This is a genomic window from Streptomyces sp. GDS52, assembly GCF_052246875.1.
GTDB lineage: Bacteria > Actinomycetota > Actinomycetes > Streptomycetales > Streptomycetaceae > Streptomyces > Streptomyces cathayae.
The window spans coordinates 5,695,149-5,715,377 of record NZ_CM125966.1; the positions used below are offsets into that span (position 1 = coordinate 5,695,149).

At 69.9% G+C, this 20,229-nt stretch carries 23 protein-coding genes; 18 read left to right on the top strand and 5 right to left on the bottom strand.

Translation table 11 applies throughout. The features are described from left to right. Nucleotides 1-251: 251 nt before the first annotated feature. From ACTWJ9_RS25945 to ACTWJ9_RS25955, 3 genes are all read left to right on the top strand, one after another. Nucleotides 252-1,205 (top strand): heme o synthase, encoded by a 954-nt coding sequence (locus tag ACTWJ9_RS25945; RefSeq protein ID WP_279336680.1) that lies wholly within the window; start codon nucleotides 252-254, stop codon nucleotides 1,203-1,205. Nucleotides 1,206-1,311: 106 nt separating this feature from the next. After that, nucleotides 1,312-1,692 (top strand): hypothetical protein, encoded by a 381-nt coding sequence (locus ACTWJ9_RS25950; protein ID WP_279336681.1) that lies wholly within the window; start codon nucleotides 1,312-1,314, stop codon nucleotides 1,690-1,692. A 142-nt stretch (nucleotides 1,693-1,834) separates the two neighbouring features. Next, complete coding sequence (locus ACTWJ9_RS25955) at nucleotides 1,835-2,944, top strand: amidohydrolase family protein (RefSeq protein ID WP_384200244.1); 1,110 nt, start codon at nucleotides 1,835-1,837, stop codon at nucleotides 2,942-2,944. A 55-nt stretch (nucleotides 2,945-2,999) separates the two neighbouring features. Here the strand turns inward: ACTWJ9_RS25955 and ACTWJ9_RS25960 are convergent, their stop codons facing one another. From ACTWJ9_RS25960 to ACTWJ9_RS25970, 3 genes are all read right to left on the bottom strand, one after another. Further along, complete coding sequence (locus ACTWJ9_RS25960) at nucleotides 3,000-4,007, bottom strand: COX15/CtaA family protein (RefSeq protein WP_279338100.1); 1,008 nt, start codon at nucleotides 4,005-4,007, stop codon at nucleotides 3,000-3,002. 88 nt (nucleotides 4,008-4,095) lie between these two features. Further along, complete coding sequence (locus tag ACTWJ9_RS25965) at nucleotides 4,096-4,812, bottom strand: ABC transporter permease (protein ID WP_279336683.1); 717 nt, start codon at nucleotides 4,810-4,812, stop codon at nucleotides 4,096-4,098. Nucleotides 4,813-5,198: 386 nt separating this feature from the next. Then, on the bottom strand, nucleotides 5,199-6,122 hold the full coding sequence (locus ACTWJ9_RS25970; RefSeq protein ID WP_279336684.1) for an ABC transporter ATP-binding protein: 924 nt from the start codon (nucleotides 6,120-6,122) through the stop codon (nucleotides 5,199-5,201). Between the two features lie 216 nt (nucleotides 6,123-6,338). On the opposite strand from ACTWJ9_RS25970, the gene ACTWJ9_RS25975 reads away from it, so the two are divergent. From ACTWJ9_RS25975 to dapD, 11 genes are all read left to right on the top strand, one after another. Next, nucleotides 6,339-7,175, top strand: a complete 837-nt coding sequence (locus tag ACTWJ9_RS25975) for a helix-turn-helix transcriptional regulator (protein WP_279336685.1) — start codon at nucleotides 6,339-6,341, stop codon at nucleotides 7,173-7,175. After that, nucleotides 7,172-8,593 (top strand): Fe-S cluster assembly protein SufB, encoded by a 1,422-nt coding sequence (sufB, locus tag ACTWJ9_RS25980; protein ID WP_279336686.1) that lies wholly within the window; start codon nucleotides 7,172-7,174, stop codon nucleotides 8,591-8,593. The genes ACTWJ9_RS25975 and sufB overlap by 4 nt, the downstream gene beginning before the upstream one ends. 58 nt (nucleotides 8,594-8,651) lie before the next feature. Beyond that, the gene (sufD, locus tag ACTWJ9_RS25985) at nucleotides 8,652-9,836 is read left to right on the top strand and encodes a Fe-S cluster assembly protein SufD (RefSeq protein WP_279336687.1); all 1,185 of its coding nucleotides are present in this window, start codon (nucleotides 8,652-8,654) and stop codon (nucleotides 9,834-9,836) included. After that, nucleotides 9,833-10,162 carry a non-heme iron oxygenase ferredoxin subunit gene (locus ACTWJ9_RS25990; RefSeq protein WP_279336688.1) on the top strand — a complete coding sequence of 110 codons (330 nt, stop codon included), beginning with the start codon at nucleotides 9,833-9,835 and terminating at the stop codon, nucleotides 10,160-10,162. The genes sufD and ACTWJ9_RS25990 overlap by 4 nt, the downstream gene beginning before the upstream one ends. Before the next feature lie 7 nt (nucleotides 10,163-10,169). Next, nucleotides 10,170-10,934, top strand: a complete 765-nt coding sequence (gene sufC, locus ACTWJ9_RS25995; RefSeq protein WP_279336689.1) for a Fe-S cluster assembly ATPase SufC — start codon at nucleotides 10,170-10,172, stop codon at nucleotides 10,932-10,934. After that, the gene (locus ACTWJ9_RS26000; RefSeq protein ID WP_279336690.1) at nucleotides 10,931-12,187 is read left to right on the top strand and encodes a cysteine desulfurase; all 1,257 of its coding nucleotides are present in this window, start codon (nucleotides 10,931-10,933) and stop codon (nucleotides 12,185-12,187) included. The genes sufC and ACTWJ9_RS26000 overlap by 4 nt, the downstream gene beginning before the upstream one ends. Nucleotides 12,188-12,206: 19 nt before the next feature. Beyond that, nucleotides 12,207-12,671, top strand: a complete 465-nt coding sequence (gene sufU, locus ACTWJ9_RS26005; RefSeq protein WP_279336691.1) for a Fe-S cluster assembly sulfur transfer protein SufU — start codon at nucleotides 12,207-12,209, stop codon at nucleotides 12,669-12,671. Further along, nucleotides 12,668-13,000 carry a metal-sulfur cluster assembly factor gene (locus tag ACTWJ9_RS26010; RefSeq protein WP_279336692.1) on the top strand — a complete coding sequence of 111 codons (333 nt, stop codon included), beginning with the start codon at nucleotides 12,668-12,670 and terminating at the stop codon, nucleotides 12,998-13,000. The genes sufU and ACTWJ9_RS26010 overlap by 4 nt, the downstream gene beginning before the upstream one ends. 133 nt (nucleotides 13,001-13,133) lie before the next feature. Further along, a complete protein-coding gene (locus ACTWJ9_RS26015; protein WP_279336693.1) occupies nucleotides 13,134-13,454 on the top strand; it encodes a DMT family transporter in 321 nt (106 codons plus the stop codon). Continuing rightward, complete coding sequence (locus ACTWJ9_RS26020; RefSeq protein ID WP_279336694.1) at nucleotides 13,454-13,996, top strand: TetR/AcrR family transcriptional regulator; 543 nt, start codon at nucleotides 13,454-13,456, stop codon at nucleotides 13,994-13,996. The genes ACTWJ9_RS26015 and ACTWJ9_RS26020 overlap by 1 nt, the downstream gene beginning before the upstream one ends. Nucleotides 13,997-14,049: 53 nt before the next feature. Next, the gene (gene dapD, locus ACTWJ9_RS26025) at nucleotides 14,050-15,039 is read left to right on the top strand and encodes a 2,3,4,5-tetrahydropyridine-2,6-dicarboxylate N-succinyltransferase (RefSeq protein WP_443294825.1); all 990 of its coding nucleotides are present in this window, start codon (nucleotides 14,050-14,052) and stop codon (nucleotides 15,037-15,039) included. 147 nt (nucleotides 15,040-15,186) lie between these two features. Here dapD and ACTWJ9_RS26030 read toward each other — a convergent pair whose 3' ends face one another. Continuing rightward, complete coding sequence (locus tag ACTWJ9_RS26030; RefSeq protein WP_443294826.1) at nucleotides 15,187-15,540, bottom strand: hypothetical protein; 354 nt, start codon at nucleotides 15,538-15,540, stop codon at nucleotides 15,187-15,189. Nucleotides 15,541-15,808: 268 nt separating this feature from the next. On the opposite strand from ACTWJ9_RS26030, the gene ACTWJ9_RS26035 reads away from it, so the two are divergent. Both ACTWJ9_RS26035 and ACTWJ9_RS26040 read left to right on the top strand, forming a co-directional pair. Then, complete coding sequence (locus tag ACTWJ9_RS26035; protein ID WP_279336697.1) at nucleotides 15,809-16,696, top strand: septum formation family protein; 888 nt, start codon at nucleotides 15,809-15,811, stop codon at nucleotides 16,694-16,696. Nucleotides 16,697-17,075: 379 nt separating this feature from the next. After that, nucleotides 17,076-18,284: an RNA-guided endonuclease InsQ/TnpB family protein gene (locus tag ACTWJ9_RS26040; protein ID WP_279336698.1), complete on the top strand. Its 1,209-nt coding sequence runs from the start codon at nucleotides 17,076-17,078 to the stop codon at nucleotides 18,282-18,284. 36 nt (nucleotides 18,285-18,320) lie between these two features. Here ACTWJ9_RS26040 and ACTWJ9_RS26045 read toward each other — a convergent pair whose 3' ends face one another. Then, nucleotides 18,321-18,635 (bottom strand): DUF6980 family protein, encoded by a 315-nt coding sequence (locus tag ACTWJ9_RS26045; protein ID WP_279336699.1) that lies wholly within the window; start codon nucleotides 18,633-18,635, stop codon nucleotides 18,321-18,323. Between the two features lie 157 nt (nucleotides 18,636-18,792). On the opposite strand from ACTWJ9_RS26045, the gene ACTWJ9_RS26050 reads away from it, so the two are divergent. Together ACTWJ9_RS26050 and ACTWJ9_RS26055 are read left to right on the top strand one after the other, a co-directional pair. Continuing rightward, complete coding sequence (locus ACTWJ9_RS26050) at nucleotides 18,793-19,443, top strand: M15 family metallopeptidase (RefSeq protein ID WP_279336700.1); 651 nt, start codon at nucleotides 18,793-18,795, stop codon at nucleotides 19,441-19,443. Between the two features lie 215 nt (nucleotides 19,444-19,658). After that, nucleotides 19,659-20,171 (top strand): hypothetical protein, encoded by a 513-nt coding sequence (locus tag ACTWJ9_RS26055; protein WP_443294829.1) that lies wholly within the window; start codon nucleotides 19,659-19,661, stop codon nucleotides 20,169-20,171. Nucleotides 20,172-20,229: the final 58 nt, after the last annotated feature.

The window sequence follows — 20,229 nt, forward strand, 5'->3', positions numbered from 1 at the left end:
CGAGTCGTTCCAGACTGCCGGGAGTCCCGGCGATCCGCCTCCTGACCGGTCAGTCTTCCGGTTCGGCAGATGAATACGGAGCCGCTCATCCGGTTGCTCAATCGAGCTCGGAACCCGGTGGTGAGCGGCCGCCGACAACACGACCGGACCCCCGCGATTGTCCGGGTCTGGGCAACGTCTAAGGTGGCGTGGTACGCGCGAGTCTTTACCGGCACCTCACCCGGGAGGGCTTGCTGGGAACTCTGTCAGGGGTGCGAGTGACGGCCGTTGAATCCCGTCCTGCGGGGATTGCCGGGACCATCCAGAGCCCGAGCCACCGGCCGTTCGGGGCCCGTGTCGGGGCGTTCGTGGCGCTGACCAAGCCGCGGATCATCGAACTGCTGCTCATCACCACGGTCCCGGTGATGTTCCTGGCGCAGCAGGGCGTGCCCGACCTGGGGCTGGTGCTGCTGACCTGCGTCGGCGGCTACCTGTCGGCGGGCGGCGCCAACGCGCTCAACATGTACCTCGACCGCGACATCGACGCGCTGATGGACCGCACCTCGCAGCGCCCCCTGGTCACCGGCATGGTCAGCCCGCGCGAATGCCTGGCCTTCGGCATCACCCTGGCCGTCGTCTCGACGCTGATGTTCGGCCTGACCGTCAACTGGCTGTCCGCCTGGCTCTCCCTCGGGGCGCTCCTCTTCTACGTCGTCGTCTACACGATGATCCTCAAACGGCGTACGGCGCAGAACATCGTGTGGGGCGGCATCGCCGGCTGCATGCCGGTGCTGATCGGCTGGTCCGCGGTCACCAACTCGATGTCCTGGGCGCCGGTCATCCTCTTCCTCGTCATCTTCTTCTGGACGCCGCCGCACTACTGGCCGCTGTCCATGAAGGTGAAGGAGGACTACGCGCGGGTGGGCGTGCCGATGCTCCCGGTGGTGGCCGGCAACAAGGCCGTCGCCCGGCAGATCGTGATCTACAGCTGGGTCATGGTCGCGGTGTCGCTGCTGCTCACCCCGCTCGGCTACACCGGCTGGTTCTACACCGCGGTCGCGCTGGCCGCGGGCGGCTGGTGGCTGTGGGAGGCGCACGCGCTCCTCAACCGCGCCAAGGCCGAGGTGACCGGTGGCAAGCTCAAGGAGATGCGCCTGTTCCACTGGTCCATCACCTATGTGTCGCTGCTCTTCGTGGCCGTCGCGGTGGACCCCTTCCTGCGGTAGGCCCGCGGTGGACGTCTTCCGGAACGCTCCGACGGGCGGGGTCCGTGGCCAAGACCACGGACCCCGCCCGTCGCCGTTCGATCTACCCGTCGGTAGCATCCTGGTCATGGCAGACAAGCAGCAGACGGACCCGGCGGCCGAGCAGAACAGCGGGCAGCGGGCCGGACAGAAGACCGAACGCAAGGCCGAGCGCAAGGTGGCCCGCCTCACCAAGCGGATCAACGGCTTCGCCACGGCCCACGGCGGCGCCGAGGGGCAGATCGCCTACCTGGGACAGCGCGGCGCCCGGATCGTGCTGGTCGGTGAGGACGGAAACTGGGGCGACCTGGTCGCCCACTCCTGCGCGATCGCCGAGAAGGCGGCCGAGAGGGCGGGCATCACCCTCCACGAGAACTTCGACGGCGAGTTCGCGGCCAAGGTCAGGACCGGCCCGTACGAGTGGACCCGGATGGCGGGCAGCCAGATCGGCGGCCCGGCCAACGGCTGACCCCGGGCCCGCCGGCCCACCGATCGGCCCACCGGCCGTCCGCGGCGGACACCCTGCCGGACGCGCCGCAACACCTCGACCCCGGTTCACCCGTTAGAGACCTGTGGAAGCAGAGACAGCGTCTTTCGTGGGGGGAGCCCGGATGATCGACATGCCGTCCCTCGTGGACCAGTACTGCCACGGCGTGCTGCGCACCGAGCTGGGCCTCGGCACCTTCGAGGCCCAGCTGGTCCGCACCGAGGGCCCGCCCGCCCCGGGGACCACCCTGTTCGACACCCAGACCGGTTTCGCCGTACGCCGCTGGTGCCCGCCCCTGCTCGGCCTGGAGCCGCACTGCCCGCCGGCCCGCTACCTCGCCCGGCGCCGCGAACTGGGCGTGGCCGAGACGGCCCGCCGGCTGCTGCGGGCCAGCGGCATCACCACCTACCTGATCGACACCGGACTGCCCGGCGACCTCACCGGCACGGCCGAACTGGCCACGGCCGGCGCCGCCGAGGCCCACGAGATCGTGCGCCTGGAACAACTGGCCCAGCAGGTCGCCGACACCTCCGGCACGGTGGAGTGCTTCCTCGCCAACCTCGCCGAGTCCGTGCACGGGGCCGCCGCGCACACCGTCGCCTTCACCTCCGTCGCCGGCGTACGCGACGGGACGGCGCTCGCGCCCGAGCCACCGGGGCCCGGAGAGGTGCGCGGCGCGGCCGCGCGGTGGCTGGCCGCCCGCCGGGTCGGGGACGGGCCGAGCGACCCGGTGCTCCTGGGCCACCTGCTGTGGATCGCCGTCGCCTCGGGCCGGCCCCTGCAACTGCACGCGGGGCTCGGCACGCCCGGCGGCTCCCGGGCACAGGGCACCGACCCGGGGTTCCTCGACGGGTTCGTCCGGGCCACCGCCGGGCTCGGCACCGACCTCGTCCTGCTGCACGGCTACCCGGACCACCGCCACGCCGCCCACCTGGCCGGCGTCCACCCGCACGTCTACGTCGACTCCGGCGCCGCCCTGGCCCGCACCGGCGCCCGCGCGGCGACCGTCCTCGAGGAGGTCCTGGAACTCGCCCCCTTCGGCAAGATCCTCTTCTCCAGCGGCGCCCAGGGGCTGCCCGAACTGCACGTCGTGGGCGCCCGGCTGTTCCGTGAGGCGCTCGGCCGGGTGCTCGGCGCCTGGGTGACCGAGGGGGCCTGGTCCCCAAAGGACGCGCAGCGGGTGGCCGGGATGATCGCTTCGGGGAACGCGGGCCGGGTGTACGGGCTGGACTGACGACCGCGGGCGACCGGACCGGGGGCCACGGCCCCGCGACCACGGCCCCGCGGGCTCAGGCGGTCGTCAGCCTCGTCCCGGCCGCCGTGTCCGCCGGACCCGCCGTGTCCGGCAGGTCGGCCGCGGCCTCGGGCCGCTCCCGCAGGGACAGCAGCACCCGCACCACCCAGATCCACATGACGCAGGAGCCGAACATGTGGGCGCCGACCAGGATCTCGGGCAGGTCCGTGAAGTACTGCACATAACCGATCACACCCTGCGCGAGAATGATCAGGAACAGTTCGCGGGTGCGGTGCAGCGGACCCGCGGGGGCGTCGACCGCCTTGAGCACGAACCACAGGGCGAACGTCAGCGTCGCCACGATCCACGCCAGCACGGCGTGCACCTTGCTGACCATCGCCGGGTCCAGCGGCATCCGCGGGACCTCGCTGGAGTCACCCGCGTGCGGTCCCGAACCGGTCACCACCGTGCCGACCGCGATGACCAGGACGGACGCCACCACCAGGAACCACACCAGCTGCCGCACGGCTGCGCCGACCAGCGGCCGGGGCTCCCCGTCGCCCTCGCGGGTGCGCTGCCACATCACCGTGGCCACCGCGATCAGCGCCGAGGAGAGCAGGAAGTGCGCCGCGACCGTGTACGGGTTGAGGCCGACGAGGACCACGATGCCGCCGAGGATCGCGTTGCCCATCACGACCCAGAACTGCGCCCAGCCCAGCCGGGTCAGGCTGCGCCGGTACGGCTTCTGGGAGCGCGCGGCGACGATCGCCCAGCCGACGGCGGCGCACAGCACGTAGGTCAGCAGGCGGTTGCCGAACTCGATGACCCCGTGCAGGCCCATCTCCCGGGTGGAGACGAGCGAGTCGTCGGTGCACTTGGGCCAGGTGGGGCAGCCCAGGCCGGAGCCGGTCAGCCGTACGGCTCCACCGGTGACCACGATGACCACCGCCATGACGAGCGCGGCGAGGGCCGCCCGCCGGACCGTCCGGGGGTCCGGGGTCCAGCGTGCGGCGATGAAGGCGAGCGGGTTGCGCAGGACCGCCTGGGCGTCGGCGCGGGTCACGTTTGGCACGCGTCCATCGTAGGGCGCCCGCTTGTGCACGCTTTCACGAGGGTCCCGGTCGGCGGGCCGGAGATGCCGGGGAGCCTGCTCACTCCCAGCGGAAGAAGCGGCCCGCCGCGGCGAGCCCCGCCGCCGCCCACACGGCGAGGATCCCGAGGTCGCCCCAGGGCAGTCCCGCCCCGTGCTGGAGCACGTCCCGCAGGCCCTCCGACAGCGCCGCGATGGGCAGCAGGCCGAGGAGGTTCTGCGCGCCCTGGGGGAAGGTGTCCAGCGGCACGACGACCCCGCCGCCGACGAGTAGCAGCAGGAACACCAGGTTGGCGGCGGCCAGCGTCGCCTCGGCCTTCAGGGTGCCCGCCATCAGCAGACCGAGCCCCGAGAAGGCGGCCGTGCCCAGCACCAGCAGCAGCAGCACGGTGAGCGGGTTGCCCTGCGGCGACCAGCCCAGCGCGAACGCGATCACCGTGAGCAGGACGATCTGGAGCACCTCGGTGACCAGCACCGACAGCGTCTTCGCGGTCATCAGCGCCCAGCGCGGCAGCGGTGAGGCCGCCAGCCGCTTCAGCACCCCGTACCGGCGCTCGAAGCCGGTGGCGATGGCCTGTCCGGTGAACGCCGTCGACATCACCGCCAGGGCGAGGACCCCGGGGGCGAGGAAGTCCACGGCCGCGCCCTCGCCGGTGTCCACGATGTCCACGGTGCTGAACAGCACCAGCAGCAGGGTGGGGATCACCACGGTGAGCAGCAGCTGCTCGCCGTTGCGCAGCAGCATCTTCGTCTCGAGCAGGGCCTGCGCCGCGATCATGCGGGGGAGCGGAGCCGCGCCCGGCTGCGGCGCGTACGCGCCGGTCCCCGTGGCCGCCGGAGTCACCTGATGCACCGGATGCGCTGGATTTACCTGATTCACTGGAAACCTCCGAGGACGCTTCCGGCTTCAGCCGGGGGATGAATCGGAATCCTGCGGAGCAGGACAGGGAACGGGATTTCGCCCAAAAGGTGAAAGACCGCCCGGATGGCCGGGTAGGCTGAGCGCCGTGCGTCGCGAGAGCCAAGCACGCGCAACTCCTTTGTCTTGAATGGGCAACCGGGCAGGTTCCGTCCCGGCTGGTGCTGAGAGCGTCAGACTCGTTCGCTTGCTGAGTGAATGAGCTGCTTGAGCCAGGAATCCCCCTGCTTCAGCTGGGGGAGGGTTCAAGAACGCAGCTCCTTGCCGGTCAGCTCCAGGAAGACGTCCTCGAGGGTGTGTCGTTCGACCGAGATCCGGTCCGGCAGCACGCCGTGCTGCGCACACCAGGACGTCACCGTGGCGAGCAGTTGCGGGTCCACCTCGCCGACGACCCGGTACGAGCCGGGGGTCAGCTCGGCGGCCTGGGAGTCGGGCGGCAGGGCCTTGAGCAGGGAGGCCACGTCCAGCCCCGGCCGGCCCGAGAAGCGCAGGGTGTTCTCGGCGCCGCCCCGGCACAGCTCCTCGGGACTGCCCTGGACCACCACCCGGCCGGCGTCGATGATCGCGACGTCGTCGGCGAGCTGCTCGGCCTCGTCCATGTGGTGCGTGGTGAGGATGACGGAGACCCCGTCGGCGCGCAGATCCCGTACGAGGTCCCAGGTGGCGCGGCGGGCCTGCGGGTCGAGTCCGGCGGTCGGCTCGTCCAGGAACACCAGTTCCGGGCGCCCGACCACGGCCATCGCCAGCGCGAGCCGCTGCTGCTGCCCGCCGGAGAGCCGCCGGTACGTCGTACGGCCGCAGGAGCCGAGCCCGAGGCGTTCGATCAGCGCGTCCACGTCCAGGGGGTGGGCGTGCAGTTTCGCCGTGTGGCGGAGCATCTCGTCGGCCCGCGCGCCCGAGTAGACGCCGCCGGACTGGAGCATCACACCGATCCGGGGCCGGAGTGCGGCCGACTGCCGGACCGGGTCCAGGCCCAGGACGCGCACCGTGCCGGAGTCCGGCCGCCGGTATCCCTCGCAGGTCTCGACCGTGGTCGTCTTGCCCGCCCCGTTGGGTCCGAGCACGGCCGTCACGCCCTGTCGTGCCACCAGGTCGAGGCCGTCCACCGCGGTCTTCGTGCCGTACCGCTTCACCAGGGCCTGCACCTGGACCACGGGCTCACTTCGCATGGGTCACGAGTCTAGGGACGCGCCGGGGCCCCCGGACGCCGGGGGCGGGTGCGGGCCTGCCCGGGAGGGTTCCCCGAGCGGCACCGGGAGCGGCCGGTCCGATCGATCAAAGATCGTTTCCGCAGGTCGGATTAGGTTCACCTAAGTGACGCAGCGCACCCGGGGGAGAACGGACGCGGCTTGCCCGTCCCCGATGAATTACGCAACAATGGCGTTGTGAAAAAGGTTGGCGAGGCTCCCCAGGAGGAACTTGCGACCGGTGAGCGGTCCACCCGCAACCGGGTCGCTCGGTCCGTGCTGGACCACGGCCCGTCGACCGTCTCCGAGCTCGCCGAGCGGCTCGGGCTGACCCAGGCGGCCGTCCGCCGCCACCTCGACGCCCTGGTCACCGACGGCATCGTGGAGGCGCGCGAACGGCGGGTCTACGGCGCACGCACCCGCGGGCGCCCGGCCAAGGTCTTCGCCCTCACGGACTGCGGGCGGGACGCCTTCGACCAGTCGTACGACGAGCTGGCCGTGGACGCCCTGCACTGGATCGGCGAGCAGGGGGGCGGTGACGAGGCGATCGCGGCGTTCGCCCGCGCCCGGATCGCCGCCCAGGCCGGCGCGTACCGCGAGGCGGTCGAGGCCGCGGCCCCCGAGGAGCGGACCCGGGCGCTGGCCAAGGCGCTCAGCGCGGACGGGTACGCTGCCACGGCGCGCAGCGCCCCCGACCCGCAGCAGGGCGAGCAGCTGTGCCAGCACCACTGCCCGGTCGCCCACGCGGCCGAGCGGTTCCCGCAGCTGTGCGAGGCGGAGACGGAGTTCTTCGCCGAGCTGCTCGGTACTCATGTGCAGCGGCTGGCCACCATCGCGCACGGCGACGGTGTCTGCACCACCTTCATCCCGAAGGGTGCGCAGACGGCGGCGTCCGCGCCGCGGTCCGTCAAGGCCGCACGCACCTCGCAGACGTCGAAACAGGCGTCGACACAGACTTCGAAGACTTCTGCGAAGAAGACTTCGCCGCACATCCACAACGCATCTGCAAGCACGGCCGGGAGGAACCCCGCATGACTCTCCCCACGGAGACTGCCCACCCCGAACTCGAGGGCCTGGGTACGTACGAATTCGGCTGGGCCGACTCCGACGAGGCAGGCGCCGCGGCCAAGCGCGGTCTGAACGAGGACGTCGTCCGCGACATCTCCGCCAAGAAGAACGAGCCGGAGTGGATGCTGAAGCTGCGGCTGAAGGGTCTGCGGCTGTTCGACAAGAAGCCCATGCCGAACTGGGGCTCGGACCTGTCGGGCATCGACTTCGACAACATCAAGTACTTCGTGCGTTCCACCGAGAAGCAGGCCGCTTCCTGGGAGGACCTGCCCGAGGACATCAAGAACACCTACGACCGGCTCGGCATCCCCGAGGCGGAGAAGCAGCGCCTGGTCGCCGGTGTCGCCGCGCAGTACGAGTCCGAGGTCGTCTACCACCAGATCCGCGAGGACCTGGAGGAGCAGGGCGTCATCTTCCTCGACACCGACACCGCGCTGAAGGAGCACCCGGAGCTCTTCCAGGAGTACTTCGGCACCGTCATCCCGGTCGGCGACAACAAGTTCGCGTCGCTGAACTCGGCCGTGTGGTCCGGCGGGTCGTTCATCTACGTCCCCAAGGGCGTCCACGTGGACATCCCGCTGCAGGCCTACTTCCGGATCAACACGGAGAACATGGGCCAGTTCGAGCGGACGCTGATCATCGTCGACGAGGACGCCTACGTCCACTACGTCGAGGGCTGCACCGCCCCGATCTACACCTCGGACTCGCTGCACAGCGCCGTCGTCGAGATCATCGTCAAGAAGGGCGGCCGCTGCCGCTACACGACGATCCAGAACTGGTCGAACAACGTCTACAACCTGGTCACCAAGCGCGCCGTGGCCTATGAGGGCGCGACCATGGAGTGGGTCGACGGCAACATCGGCTCCAAGGTGACGATGAAGTACCCGGCCGTCTACCTCATGGGCGAGCACGCCAAGGGCGAGACCCTGTCCATCGCCTTCGCCGGCGAGGGCCAGCACCAGGACGCCGGCGCCAAGATGGTCCACATGGCCCCGAACACCTCGTCGAACATCGTCTCCAAGTCGGTGGCGCGCGGCGGTGGCCGTACCTCCTACCGCGGCCTGATCGAGATCGGTGAGGGCGCTCCCGGCGCCAAGTCCAACGTGCTGTGCGACGCGCTGCTCGTGGACACCATCTCCCGCTCCGACACCTACCCCTACGTCGACGTCCGCGAGGACGACGTCTCCATGGGCCACGAGGCGACCGTCTCCAAGGTCTCCGAGGACCAGCTCTTCTACCTGATGAGCCGCGGTCTGTCCGAGTTCGAGGCGATGGCGATGATCGTGCGCGGCTTCGTCGAGCCGATCGCCAAGGAACTCCCCATGGAGTACGCGCTCGAACTCAACCGGCTGATCGAGCTGCAGATGGAAGGCGCGGTCGGCTAACCCACCACGCCGTTCCGTCAAGCCCCTTACGCAAAGGAAAGCGAGCACTACGACAGCCATGGCTGAGGCTCAGAACATCCCCGTGGGTTCCACCACCGCGGGCTCGATCGCGGTCGCCGCGGAGTCGACCGTCGCCACCCGCATGAGCGCGCCCCCGTCCTTCGACGTGGCGGACTTCCCCGTCCCCCACGGCCGTGAGGAGGAGTGGCGGTTCACTCCGCTGGAGCGGCTGCGCGGTCTGCACGACGGCACCGCCGCCGCCACCGGCGAAGGCGTCAAGGTGGCGATCGACGCGCCCGAGGGCGTCCGCGTCGAGACCGTCGGCCGCGACGACGCGCGGCTCGGCCGGGCGGGCAAGCCGGTCGACCGCGTCGCCGCCCAGGCGTACAGCTCCTTCGAACAGGCCTCGGTCGTGACCGTGCCGAAGGAGACCGTCCTCACCGAGCCGATCCGCATCGCGGTGCACGGCGAGGGCGGCGCCGCCTACGGGCACCAGGTGATCGAGCTCGGCGCCTTCGCCGAGGCGGTCGTCGTCATCGACCACACCGGTGACGCGGTGCTCGCCGCGAACGTCGAGTACGTCCTCGGCGACGGCGCCAAGCTCACCGTCGTCTCCATCCAGGACTGGGACGACAAGGCCGTGCACGTCGCCCAGCACAACGCCCTCGTCGGCCGCGACGCCTCCTTCAAGTCGGTCGTCGTCACCTTCGGCGGCGACGTGGTCCGGCTGCACCCCCGGGTGGTCTACGCGGGCACCGGCGGTGAGGCCGAGCTGCTCGGCCTGTACTTCACCGACGCCGGCCAGCACCAGGAGCACCGCCTCCTGGTCGACCACAACGTTCCGCACTGCACGTCGAACGTCGCCTACAAGGGCGCGCTCCAGGGCGACGACGCGCACGCCGTGTGGATCGGTGACGTGCTCATCGAGGCCAAGGCCGAGGGCACCGACACCTACGAGATGAACCGCAACCTGGTGCTGACCGACGGCGCCCGCGTCGACTCCGTGCCCAACCTGGAGATCGAGACCGGTGAGATCGTCGGAGCCGGCCACGCCTCCGCGACCGGCCGCTTCGACGACGAGCAGCTCTTCTACCTGATGGCCCGCGGCATCCACGAGAAGGACGCCCGTCGTCTGGTGGTCCGCGGCTTCTTCGCCGAACTCGTCCAGCAGATCGGCGTCCCGGACATCGAGGAGCGCCTGATCGCCAAGATCGAGGAGGAGCTGGAGGCCGCGGTCGCATGACCTTTCAACGCGCCTGCGGACTGAGCGAGCTGGAGGAGGACACTCCGAAAAGAGTGGAACTCGACGGCACGCCGGTCTCCCTCGTGCACACCGAGGGCGAGGTGTTCGCGATCAACGACATCTGCTCGCACGCCAACGTCTCCCTCTCGGAGGGCGAGGTCGACGACTGCCACATCGAGTGCTGGCTGCACGGCTCGCGCTTCGACCTCCGCTCGGGCAAGCCCGACAGTCTTCCGGCCACCCGCCCCGTCCCCGTATACCCCGTAAAGATCGAAGGGGGCAGCGTCTTTGTCGACGTACGCGCCTCCCTCACCCAGGAGTCCTGAGGCACCCATGGCAACGCTTGAAATCCGAGACCTGCACGTCACCGTCGAGGCCGACAACGCCACGAAGGAGATCCTCAAGGGCGTCGACCTCACCGTGAAGCAGGGCGAGACGCACGCCATCATGGGCCCCAACGGCTCCGGCAAGTCGACCCTCGCCTACGCCCTGGCCGGTCACCCCAAGTACACCGTGTCCGGCGGCACCGTCACCCTCGACGGCGAGGACGTCCTGGAGATGTCCGTCGACGAGCGCGCCCGCGCCGGCCTCTTCCTCGCCATGCAGTACCCGGTCGAGGTCCCCGGCGTCTCCGTCTCCAACTTCCTGCGCACCTCCGCCACCGCCATCCGCGGCGAGGCGCCCAAGCTGCGCCACTGGGTGAAGGAGGTCAAGGAGACCATGGAGCGCCTCCACATGGACCCCGCCTTCGCCGAGCGCAACGTCAACGAGGGCTTCTCCGGCGGTGAGAAGAAGCGCCACGAGATCCTCCAGCTGGAGCTGCTCAAGCCCAAGGTCGCGATCCTCGACGAGACCGACTCCGGTCTGGACGTCGACGCGCTGCGCGTCGTCTCCGAGGGCGTCAACCGGGTCCGCGAGTCCGGCGAGGTCGGCACCCTGCTGATCACGCACTACACGCGCATCCTGCGCTACATCAAGCCCGACTACGTCCACGTGTTCGCCGACGGCCGGATCGCCGAGTCCGGCGGCGCCGAGCTCGCGGACAAGCTGGAGAACGAGGGCTACGAGGCATACGTGAAGGGTGGCGCATCCGCGTGACACAGCTGCCGGGCCTCCTCGACACCGAGGCGATCCGCAAGGACTTCCCGATCCTGGACCGCCAGCTCCACGACGGGCGGAAACTGGTCTACCTGGACAACGCGGCGACCAGCCAGAAGCCCCGTCAGGTACTGGACGCGCTCAGCGAGTACTACGAGCGCCACAACGCCAACGTCCACCGTGGAGTGCACGTCCTCGCCGAGGAGGCCACGGCACTGTACGAGGGCGCACGCGACAAGGTCGCCGCGTTCATCAACGCGCCCAGCCGCGACGAGGTGATCTTCACCAAGAACGCCTCCGAGTCGCTCAACCTCGTGGCCAACATGCTCGGCTGGGCCGACGAGCCCTACCGGGTGGACCACGAGACCGAGATCGTCATCACGGAGATGGAGCACCACTCCAACATCGTGCCGTGGCAGCTGCTCGCGCAGCGCACGGGCGCGAAGCTGAAGTGGTTCGGCCTCACCGACGACGGCCGCCTCGACCTGTCGAACATCGACGAGATCATCACCGAGAAGACGAAGATCGTCTCCTTCGTGCTGGTGTCCAACATCCTGGGCACGGTCAACCCGGTCGAGGCGATCGTGCGCCGCGCCCAGGAGGTCGGCGCCCTGGTGTGCATCGACGCCTCCCAGGCGGCGCCGCACATGCCGATGGACGTCCAGGCCCTCCAGGCCGACTTCGTGGCCTTCACCGGCCACAAGATGTGCGCTCCGACCGGCATCGGCGTCCTGTGGGGCCGCCAGGAACTGCTCGAGGACCTGCCGCCGTTCCTCGGCGGCGGTGAGATGATCGAGACCGTGTCGATGAGCTCGTCGACGTACGCCCCGGCCCCGCACAAGTTCGAGGCGGGCACCCCGCCGGTCGCGCAGGCGGTCGGCATGGGCGCGGCGATCGACTACCTGAGCGCCATCGGCATGGACAGGATCCTCGCCCACGAGCACGCCATCACCGAATACGCCGTCAAGCGCCTGACCGAGATCCCGGACCTGCGCATCATCGGCCCCGCCACGGCCGAGGACCGCGGCGCCGCGATCTCCTTCACGCTGGGGGACATCCACCCGCACGACGTGGGCCAGGTCCTCGACGAGCAGGGCATCGCGGTCCGGGTCGGCCACCACTGCGCGCGGCCGGTCTGCCTCCGGTACGGAATTCCCGCGACCACGCGAGCGTCGTTCTATCTGTACTCCACGCCGGCCGAGATCGACGCTCTGGTCGACGGACTGGAGCACGTACGGAACTTCTTCGGCTGAGGGGCTGGCGAGCGATCGCATGAAGCTGGATTCGATGTACCAGGAAGTCATCCTGGACCACTACAAGAACCCGCACGGGCGGGGCTTGCGGGATGGCGACGCCGAGGTGCACCACGTCAACCCGACGTGCGGCGACGAGATCACGCTGCGCGTGAAGTACGACGGCACGACGATCAGCGACGTCTCCTACGAGGGGCAGGGCTGCTCCATCAGCCAGGCCTCCGCCTCCGTGCTGAACGAGCTGCTGGTCGGTGAAGAACTCGCCAGGGCGCAGAAGATCCAGGAGACCTTCCTGGAACTGATGCAGTCCAAGGGGAAGATCGAGCCCGACGACGCGATGGAGGAGATCCTGGAGGACGCGGTCGCGTTCGCCGGGGTCTCCAAGTACCCGGCCCGGGTCAAGTGCGCCCTCCTCAGCTGGATGGCGTGGAAGGACGCGACGGCCCAGGCACTGGGCTCCGACGCCGAAAGGACAACGGCATGAGTGAGACCGTGGAGATGAAACCGGCCTCCGAGGAGGAGGTCCGCGAGGCCCTGATGGACGTCGTCGACCCCGAACTGGGCATCGACGTCGTCAACCTCGGCCTGATCTACGGCGTCCACGTCGACGACGGCAACGTGGCGACCATCGACATGACCCTCACGTCCGCGGCCTGCCCGCTGACGGACGTCATCGAGGACCAGGCCAAGTCCGTGACGGACGGCCTGGTCAACGAGCTGCGCATCAACTGGGTCTGGATGCCCCCGTGGGGCCCCGACAAGATCACGGACGACGGCCGTGAGCAGCTGAGGGCGCTCGGCTTCAACGTCTGAGCCGAGGCACGACCGGCCGACCGGCCGCACGCACGTCGGAGGAACGGCGGGTGACCCCCTGCGGGGACCACCCGCCGTTCCTCTTTTCCTTTTTACGCGCTGGTGCGGCCGTTCGTTGTGTACGCTCGTACACATGGGATACCTGCTGCTCGCCGGAGCGATCGTCGCGGAGGTGGGCGCCACCACCGCCATGAAGTACAGCGACGGCTTCAGCAGACTCTGGCCCTCACTGCTGACCCTGCTCGGCTACGTGGTCTCCTTCAGCCTGCTCGCCCAGACACTGCGCACCCTCTCCATCGGCACCGCGTACGCCATCTGGGCCGGGGTGGGCACCGCCGCCATCGCCGCGATCGGCGTCCTGTTCATGGGGGAGGGACTCACCGCCCTGAAGGCCCTCGGCATCGCGCTGATCATCGTGGGCGTGGTCGTGCTCAACCTCGGCGGCGCGCACTGATGGCCCGGCGGTACGACCCCGAGCGGCGCCGGCGGATCATCGACGCGGCGATCCGGGTGGTCGGCAGGAGCGGCATCGCGGGGCTCAGCCACCGCAGCGTCGCCGCCGAGGCCGATGTGCCGCTCGGCTCCACGACGTACCACTTCAAGACCCTCGACGAGCTGATGGTCGCCGCGCTGCGCCAGGCGAACGAGGGCTTCGCCAAGGCCATCGCCTCCCGCGGCGGCCTGGAGGACACACGCACCGACCTGGCGACCGAGCTCGCCGGGCTGCTCGGCGAATGGCTCGACGGCGAGCGCACCGGCGTCGAGCTGGAGTACGAGCTGTATCTGGCCGCCCTGCGCCGGCCCGCGCTGCGCCCCGTGGCGGCCGAGTGGTGCGAGGACGTCACCGTGCTGCTGTCCCGCCGCACGGACCCGGTCACGGCCCGCGCCCTGGTCGCCCTGATGGACGGCATCTGCCTCCAGGTACTGCTGACCGGCACACCGTACGACGAGGCGTACGCGCGGGAGATGCTGGACCGGGTCGTCTCCGGTACCTGAGACGGCGCGACACCGGTTCGCATCCCCGGGCCCCGGCTGGTTAGGTTGCCCTCATGACCGACACGACTGCTCAGAGCACCACCGGCGCGGTGGCCGCCGGCCTCGCCACCCTCGCCGCCGACGGCACCGTCCTCGACACCTGGTTCCCCGCCCCCGAACTCTCCGGCGCGCCCGGCCCGTCCGGCACCGAGCGGCTGTCCGCCGAGCGCGCCGCCGAACTGCTCGGTGGCGGCGCGACCGCGGCGATCGGGCCGGACGCCCGCCGGGGCGTCGAGGTGGTCGCGGTCCGCACGGTCATCTCCTCGCTCGACGCGAAGCCGGTCGACGCCCACGACGCCTACCTGCGCCTCCACCTGCTCTCGCACCGTCTGGTCAAGCCGCACGGCCAGAACCTGGAGGGCATCTTCGGCTGCCTCGCCAACGTCGCCTGGACCTCGCTCGGCCCGGTCGCCGTCGACGACGTCGAGAAGGTGCGGCTGAACGCCCGTGCCGAGGGCCTGTACCTGGCCGTGACGTCCGTCGACAAGTTCCCCCGGATGACGGACTACGTCACCCCCAAGGGCGTCCGCATCGCCGACGCCGACCGGGTCCGCCTGGGCGCCCACCTCGCCGAGGGCACCACGGTCATGCACGAGGGCTTCGTCAACTTCAACGCGGGCACCCTCGGCACCTCGATGATCGAAGGCCGCATCTCCGCGGGCGTCGTCATCGGCGACGGCTCGGACGTCGGCGGCGGCGCCTCCACCATGGGCACGCTGTCCGGCGGCGGCAACGTGATCATCTCCATCGGAGAGCGCTGCCTGATCGGCGCCGAGGCGGGCGTCGGTATCGCGCTCGGCGACGAGTGCGTGGTCGAGGCCGGCCTGTACGTCACCGCGGGCACCCGCGTGACCATGCCCGACGGCGAGGTCGTCAAGGCCCGCGCGCTGTCCGGCGCCTCCCACATCCTCTTCCGCCGCAACTCGCTCACCGGCACGGTCGAGGCCCGCCCGAACAACGCGGTCTGGGGCGGCCTCAACGACGTCCTGCACAACCACAACTGACCACCGGCAGCCCAGCCCCGGTCAGCGCCGAGCGCCCTCCCACGGCTCCAGAACGGCCCGGGAGGGCGCTCGTGCGTGCACAGGCTTCTCCCGGCATCGCACTGCCCGCGCCGACACTCGTCGTCCCACCGGTGCGGGAGCCGGAGGTCAGTCCGCGTACACGAGGATCAGGCCCAGAGCCGCGAACGACACGACGGACAGGCCGAGCAGCGTCAGCGCTGCCGACACCGCCGCCGTCAGCCGCTCGTAGCCCTTGCGCAGGCCCGAACGGAACACCACTCGGGCCAGGACGAGCGGCAGCGCCACGAAGGTGAGGAAGACCAGCGGCGCCGAGAGCCGACTGAACACGGTGGTGCCGGTGTCGGTGACCAGGTGCCGGACGGCTGCGCCGAAAAAGGCCGCCGGATAGGCCAGCAGACCGAACGAGAGGACCGACGCCACGGCGACGGTCAGTCCCTCGGTCAGCCGCTCGGTACGCGAGCGCTCCCAACGCACTTCCATTGCACCGCTGTTCCCCATGCCCACCCCTGAATGCCTCAGTGCGGTCGCCGTCGGCTCAGCCGGTTCCGCTCGACAGCGCCCCGCTCCGCAGGAGTGTGTCACAGGGGGCGCCCGGCTCCCGCCTGTGAGCAGTTCGGAGACGACCCTCACGGTCCGTCACGAGTCAGAGACGTCACGATGAGGTGAGGACCTTCGTGCGGCCGGGCCACAGGGATGGCATACGATGCGTGCGACATTTATGAAGATCATGTAAGAGGATGTACACGCCATGGCAATCCGCGCCCCGTATCGCTCCCTTCGCGGCATGTCCGCCGTTGTCGCCCTGCTCGCGGTCGGTGCGGTGGGATGCTCGGACGTCTCCGACGCCGTCGACAGCGCCAAGGACGGCGCGAAGAAGGTGGCTCGCCAGCGCTCGGTGTTCTCGCTGGACCTCGGCGACTGCTACAACCCGAACGGCAAGGCCGAGGGGGAGGCGTACGCCGTCGAGATCGTGCCCTGCGACGAGGCGCACGAGGGCCAGGTCGTCGGCGAGTTCGCGATCGACGAGGGCAAGGAGTACCCCGGCGACGACGAGATCGCGGCGATCGCGGACGAACGCTGCCCGGTCGAGGCACAGAAGTACGCCCCGGACACCTGGGCGCTCCCCAAGGGCGTCGACCTCTACTACTACACCCCGACCAAGGAGAGCTGGGCGACGGGTGACCGCGCGGTGAGCTGCACCTACACCGCAGAGAAGAGCACGTTCAAGGGCTCGCTGGACACCGTGAAGTCCCTCAAGCCCGAGCAGACCACATACCTCAACGGCTCGAACGCGGTCTACGAGGCCCTGTGGGCGAACCAGCCCGAGAAGGACACCGTCGAGGACGACCTGGCCGGCTACAAGGCGCAGGCCAAGGCCGTCGCGGCCGCCCTCGACACGCACGTCAAGGGCCTGGACGGCATCGACGGCACCGAGGTCGGCAAGCTCCGCGCGACGCTGACGAAGGCGGCCGGCAACTGGAAGAAGGCCGCGAACGCCGCCGACGCCGACGCGTTCTACACCGCCTACGAACCGGCGTTCACCGACATCGACCCGAACGAGTCGGTCGCCGCCCGCAAGGAACTGGGCCTGGCCACCACGGTCCCGGCCGACGAGGCCGACGTCTGGGCAGGCTGACGCCCCGTCGGGTCAGCGGGGCCGGGTCCGCCAAGGGCCGGCCCCGCTTCCCATGGCCTGCTCGGCGGGTCAGATCGCAGGAAAACGGCGGCGCCTCATCCGCGCGGGCGAGCAGGGCGATGGGGGTCGCCTGCTCGAAGAGCGTGGGGAGGGCGCGCCGGCCCCCTCGTGCGCGGCATGGTGTGCCGGACACGCCCCGGTTGGGCGCGGAGTGCTCTGGAAGCCGCCCGGCGGAGCTGAGAGAGGCGCGAACGTGCGTGCCCCTGTTCGCTGGTAGGGGTGGTAGGGGTGGAAGAGGTGTGCGGGTGTGCGGGACCCGTACGTACGGTCAGTTGGCCGGGTACCGGCTGTCCGGAACAGAGGTGAGGGGGGGTGAGTGATGGGGGAGACCGCTGGGCGTGCCCGGTATACGTATCGGTTGCGGGTGTCGGCCACTGCCCAGGAGGGGCTGGAGGCGGAGTGGGGACGGTGCCGGTGGCTGTGGAACGAATGCGTCGCCAAGTCGCGTCAGGTGCACGTGCACCATCAGGCGCACCCCGGAGACAGGCTGACCTGCGGTCCGGCGCGGCTCGATCGGATGCTCACCGATGTCCGCGCCAAGGCGTTGTGGCTCCGTGAGGGTGCGAGTGTTCCCCAGCAGCAGACGATCCGTGACTTCGCCGCCTCCCGTAGCAAAGCGTTGAAGGACATCAAGAACCGGCTGCCGCAGAAGCGGCGGGCCGGGATGCCCCGGCACAAGAAGCGGCGCGGGAGTGATCCGTCGCTGAACTACACGCGGCGCGGCTTCCGCCTCAAAAAGGGGCGACTGCATCTGGCGGGCGGGATCGTCCTGACCGTGGTCTGGTCGCGTCCTCTGCCGGCCGAACCGTCGAGCGTGCGGGTCTACCGCGACCATGCCGGGCACTGGTATGCCTCGTTCGTCGCCCCCGCCCGGGTCGAGGCGCTGCCGCAGACCGGCGCGGTGATCGGCATCGACTGGGGAGTGAGGGAGACCGCCACCACCACCTCCGACGCCCACGACCTCCCCCACCCCCGCCACGGCTTCAAGGCGCAGCAGAAGCTGTCCCGCTACGACCGGATGATGGCCCGCCGCAAACCGGCGAAGGGGCAGCCTGCGTCGAAGGGGTACCGGGAGGCGAAGAAGTGGCGGGCGAAGACCTACGCCAAGATCGCCCGACAGCGGCAGGACACCGCCCGCAAGTGGGCCAAGAAGGTCGTGCGCGACCACGATGTGATCGCGGTGGAGGACTTCCGGCCGAAGTTCCTCACCAGGACCACGATGGCGCGCAAGGCGGCCGATGCCGCGATCGGCGCCACCAAACAGGCCCTGATCGACATGGGCCGCAAACACGCCCGGGATGTACGGCTCGTACATCCTGCGCACACCACCATGGACTGCGCCAGGTGCGGAGCGAGAGCCAAGCACGCCCTGCCGCTGTCGGAACGTACCTACACCTGCACCGCGTGCGGAGCCGTGTCTCCCAGAGACAAGAACTCCGCCCGCGTGATGCTCCTCCGGGCAGGTCTGGACCCGACTGGTGTCGAGGGCACAAGACCTCCCGGAGCGCCGCTCCGGGAGGCCGCCTGAGCCAGGAATCCCCTCCCCCTTCAGGGAGGGGAGCAGTCAATCCTGCCGCAGAGAGGCGAGCCAGCGGCCGTCCTGGAATTCAGCAGGGACCTCGTCCTCCCAAGGATCGATCCCGCGGCGCTCCAGCTCGCCGAACCACCGATCCCGCTGCGACGCGGGGAGGCGTCGTCCGCACCAGGGGCAGAAGCTGATCGTGATGCTCGACGTGCCGCCGTCATGGATGATCAGCCCGTACTCCTGGAACTTGGCGCTGAAGTCGACCAGTGCGTCCGGGCAGGCGAAGGGGTCATCGTGCTGGTCGCAGCACACGTTCACACGGTTGGTCATCGCCTCGCAGCAGTGATCGGCCATAACCTCGGCTTCTCGTCGTTCGGCATCGTGACCAGAAGTAGATCACGGCCTGTGGTGATCACCGGGTGGCCCGTGGAGAACTGACGGGCCGACGGCTTCTGGTCAAGGGTGAGCAGGGGCATCACCGTTGAGCGGAGTAGGCGGCAATGATCAGCGTATGAACGAGATCGTGCTCATGTCGGATCCGAAGATCGCGGCGATCCCGGTGGTCGACTGCGGCGAACCGCTTGTCGATGTCCGGCTCCAGGGATCCCTCGCCGTCGACTCCCGTAAGGCCGACCAATCAGGGGCGTTCGCGCATCTGCGGGAAGGGGTCCTGACCCGACTTCTCACGGCACAGCAATTGCTCCCGGGCGGCGTGCTTCTGCTGTTCGTCGAGGGATACAGGCCGCCCGCGTTGCAGCGCTTTTACTTCGAGCGGTACGCCGACCATCTGCGAGCCGACCGTCCGGACTGGTCACCGAAGCAGATTCGAGAGGCCGCGAGCCGGTACGTTTCGCCACCGGAGATCGCGCCGCACAGTGCCGGCGCCGCAGTAGACCTCACTTTGATCTCCGCCGACGGGAGCGAACTCGACATGGGAACCCGGGTGAACGCCAGCCCGGAGGAGAGTGACGGTGCCTGTTACACGGACGCCGGCGGAGTCGGCTCCGAGGCGCGGGCCAACCGGCGGGTGCTCGGTGACGCACTGACCGCTGTGGGTCTGGCGAATTATCCCACCGAGTGGTGGCACTGGTCCTACGGCGACCGCTATTGGGCCCTTCAAGTCGACGCCGACCGTGCGATGTACGGGCCGCGGGAGCTCTGATGAGCGGCGGGTGACGCTCCCACCCACCGGGCCCGGGCAGGGCTTGTGCCAGGCGGTGGCGTCAGCCTGTCATGACGAGAGCCTGGCCGAGGCCGCCTGATCGACGGCCTCACCACCGACTGACCCCGGCCGCCTGCCTCGACCGAGAGGTCCGGGAGGAGAACGGCTGGGCCGGCTCCGGCGTCTGTACGTCCGTACGTCTGTTCGCTCGATCGATGGAAGGTGCCCGGAACGTGTTCGTCCTGCTGGCCTTCGCGGCCCTGTTCACCGTCCCCGTCTGGGGCATCGCGGTGATCGTCAAACTGGTGTCCGTCGTCCTGCCGGGCCGACCGCCCGACTGGGGCGTGCGGCTGCTGCGTTGGGGCGCCGGCATGGCGGCGGCAGCGGCGGTCGTCCTCCTGGTCCTGGCACTCGGCTCTGTGCAGGCCTCCGACCACGAGTCCCGGTCCGGTACCGATTCCTCCCCCGCGCCCGCCTGTCGCAACGCCGCTCCCCACCTTGTGGAGGGCCTCGTCGGCCACCGTGCCTCGTATCTGCCACCGGCTTTCGACTGCGTCCGGGACGACGGGACGACGTACCCGAGTTCCGGAAGCTATGCGTGGCTCAACGGCCTCGTCGTCACCTGGGCGACGGCCTCCGTACTGCTGGCGGCGGGCGCCAGGTACGCGACCGGCCGGCAGACGGCGCGGCAGGTGGAGGTGCCAGAACCCGATGGGTCGTCGCGATGACCCCCTCGCGGGGAACGGTGTGAGGATGGCCGAATCCGGTTTCCGGTCCGGGGGCCGG

Bases quoted from the DNA above. Each gene is read 5' to 3' on its own strand.
- ACTWJ9_RS25950 (WP_279336681.1), top strand. From the start codon at position 1,312: ATGGCAGACAAGCAGCAGACGGACCCGGCGGCCGAGCAGAACAGCGGG.
- ACTWJ9_RS25955 (WP_384200244.1), top strand. From the start codon at position 1,835: ATGATCGACATGCCGTCCCTCGTGGACCAGTACTGCCACGGCGTGCTG.
- ACTWJ9_RS25965 (WP_279336683.1), bottom strand. From the start codon at position 4,812: ATGATCGCGGCGCAGGCCCTGCTCGAGACGAAGATGCTGCTGCGCAAC.
- ACTWJ9_RS25970 (WP_279336684.1), bottom strand. From the start codon at position 6,122: ATGCGAAGTGAGCCCGTGGTCCAGGTGCAGGCCCTGGTGAAGCGGTAC.
- sufB (WP_279336686.1), top strand. From the start codon at position 7,172: ATGACTCTCCCCACGGAGACTGCCCACCCCGAACTCGAGGGCCTGGGT.
- sufD (WP_279336687.1), top strand. From the start codon at position 8,652: ATGGCTGAGGCTCAGAACATCCCCGTGGGTTCCACCACCGCGGGCTCG.
- ACTWJ9_RS25990 (WP_279336688.1), top strand. From the start codon at position 9,833: ATGACCTTTCAACGCGCCTGCGGACTGAGCGAGCTGGAGGAGGACACT.
- sufC (WP_279336689.1), top strand. From the start codon at position 10,170: ATGGCAACGCTTGAAATCCGAGACCTGCACGTCACCGTCGAGGCCGAC.
- sufU (WP_279336691.1), top strand. From the start codon at position 12,207: ATGAAGCTGGATTCGATGTACCAGGAAGTCATCCTGGACCACTACAAG.
- ACTWJ9_RS26010 (WP_279336692.1), top strand. From the start codon at position 12,668: ATGAGTGAGACCGTGGAGATGAAACCGGCCTCCGAGGAGGAGGTCCGC.
- ACTWJ9_RS26015 (WP_279336693.1), top strand. From the start codon at position 13,134: ATGGGATACCTGCTGCTCGCCGGAGCGATCGTCGCGGAGGTGGGCGCC.
- ACTWJ9_RS26020 (WP_279336694.1), top strand. From the start codon at position 13,454: ATGGCCCGGCGGTACGACCCCGAGCGGCGCCGGCGGATCATCGACGCG.
- dapD (WP_443294825.1), top strand. From the start codon at position 14,050: ATGACCGACACGACTGCTCAGAGCACCACCGGCGCGGTGGCCGCCGGC.
- ACTWJ9_RS26030 (WP_443294826.1), bottom strand. From the start codon at position 15,540: ATGGAAGTGCGTTGGGAGCGCTCGCGTACCGAGCGGCTGACCGAGGGA.
- ACTWJ9_RS26035 (WP_279336697.1), top strand. From the start codon at position 15,809: ATGGCAATCCGCGCCCCGTATCGCTCCCTTCGCGGCATGTCCGCCGTT.
- ACTWJ9_RS26040 (WP_279336698.1), top strand. From the start codon at position 17,076: ATGGGGGAGACCGCTGGGCGTGCCCGGTATACGTATCGGTTGCGGGTG.
- ACTWJ9_RS26045 (WP_279336699.1), bottom strand. From the start codon at position 18,635: ATGGCCGATCACTGCTGCGAGGCGATGACCAACCGTGTGAACGTGTGC.
- ACTWJ9_RS26050 (WP_279336700.1), top strand. From the start codon at position 18,793: ATGAACGAGATCGTGCTCATGTCGGATCCGAAGATCGCGGCGATCCCG.
- ACTWJ9_RS26055 (WP_443294829.1), top strand. From the start codon at position 19,659: ATGGAAGGTGCCCGGAACGTGTTCGTCCTGCTGGCCTTCGCGGCCCTG.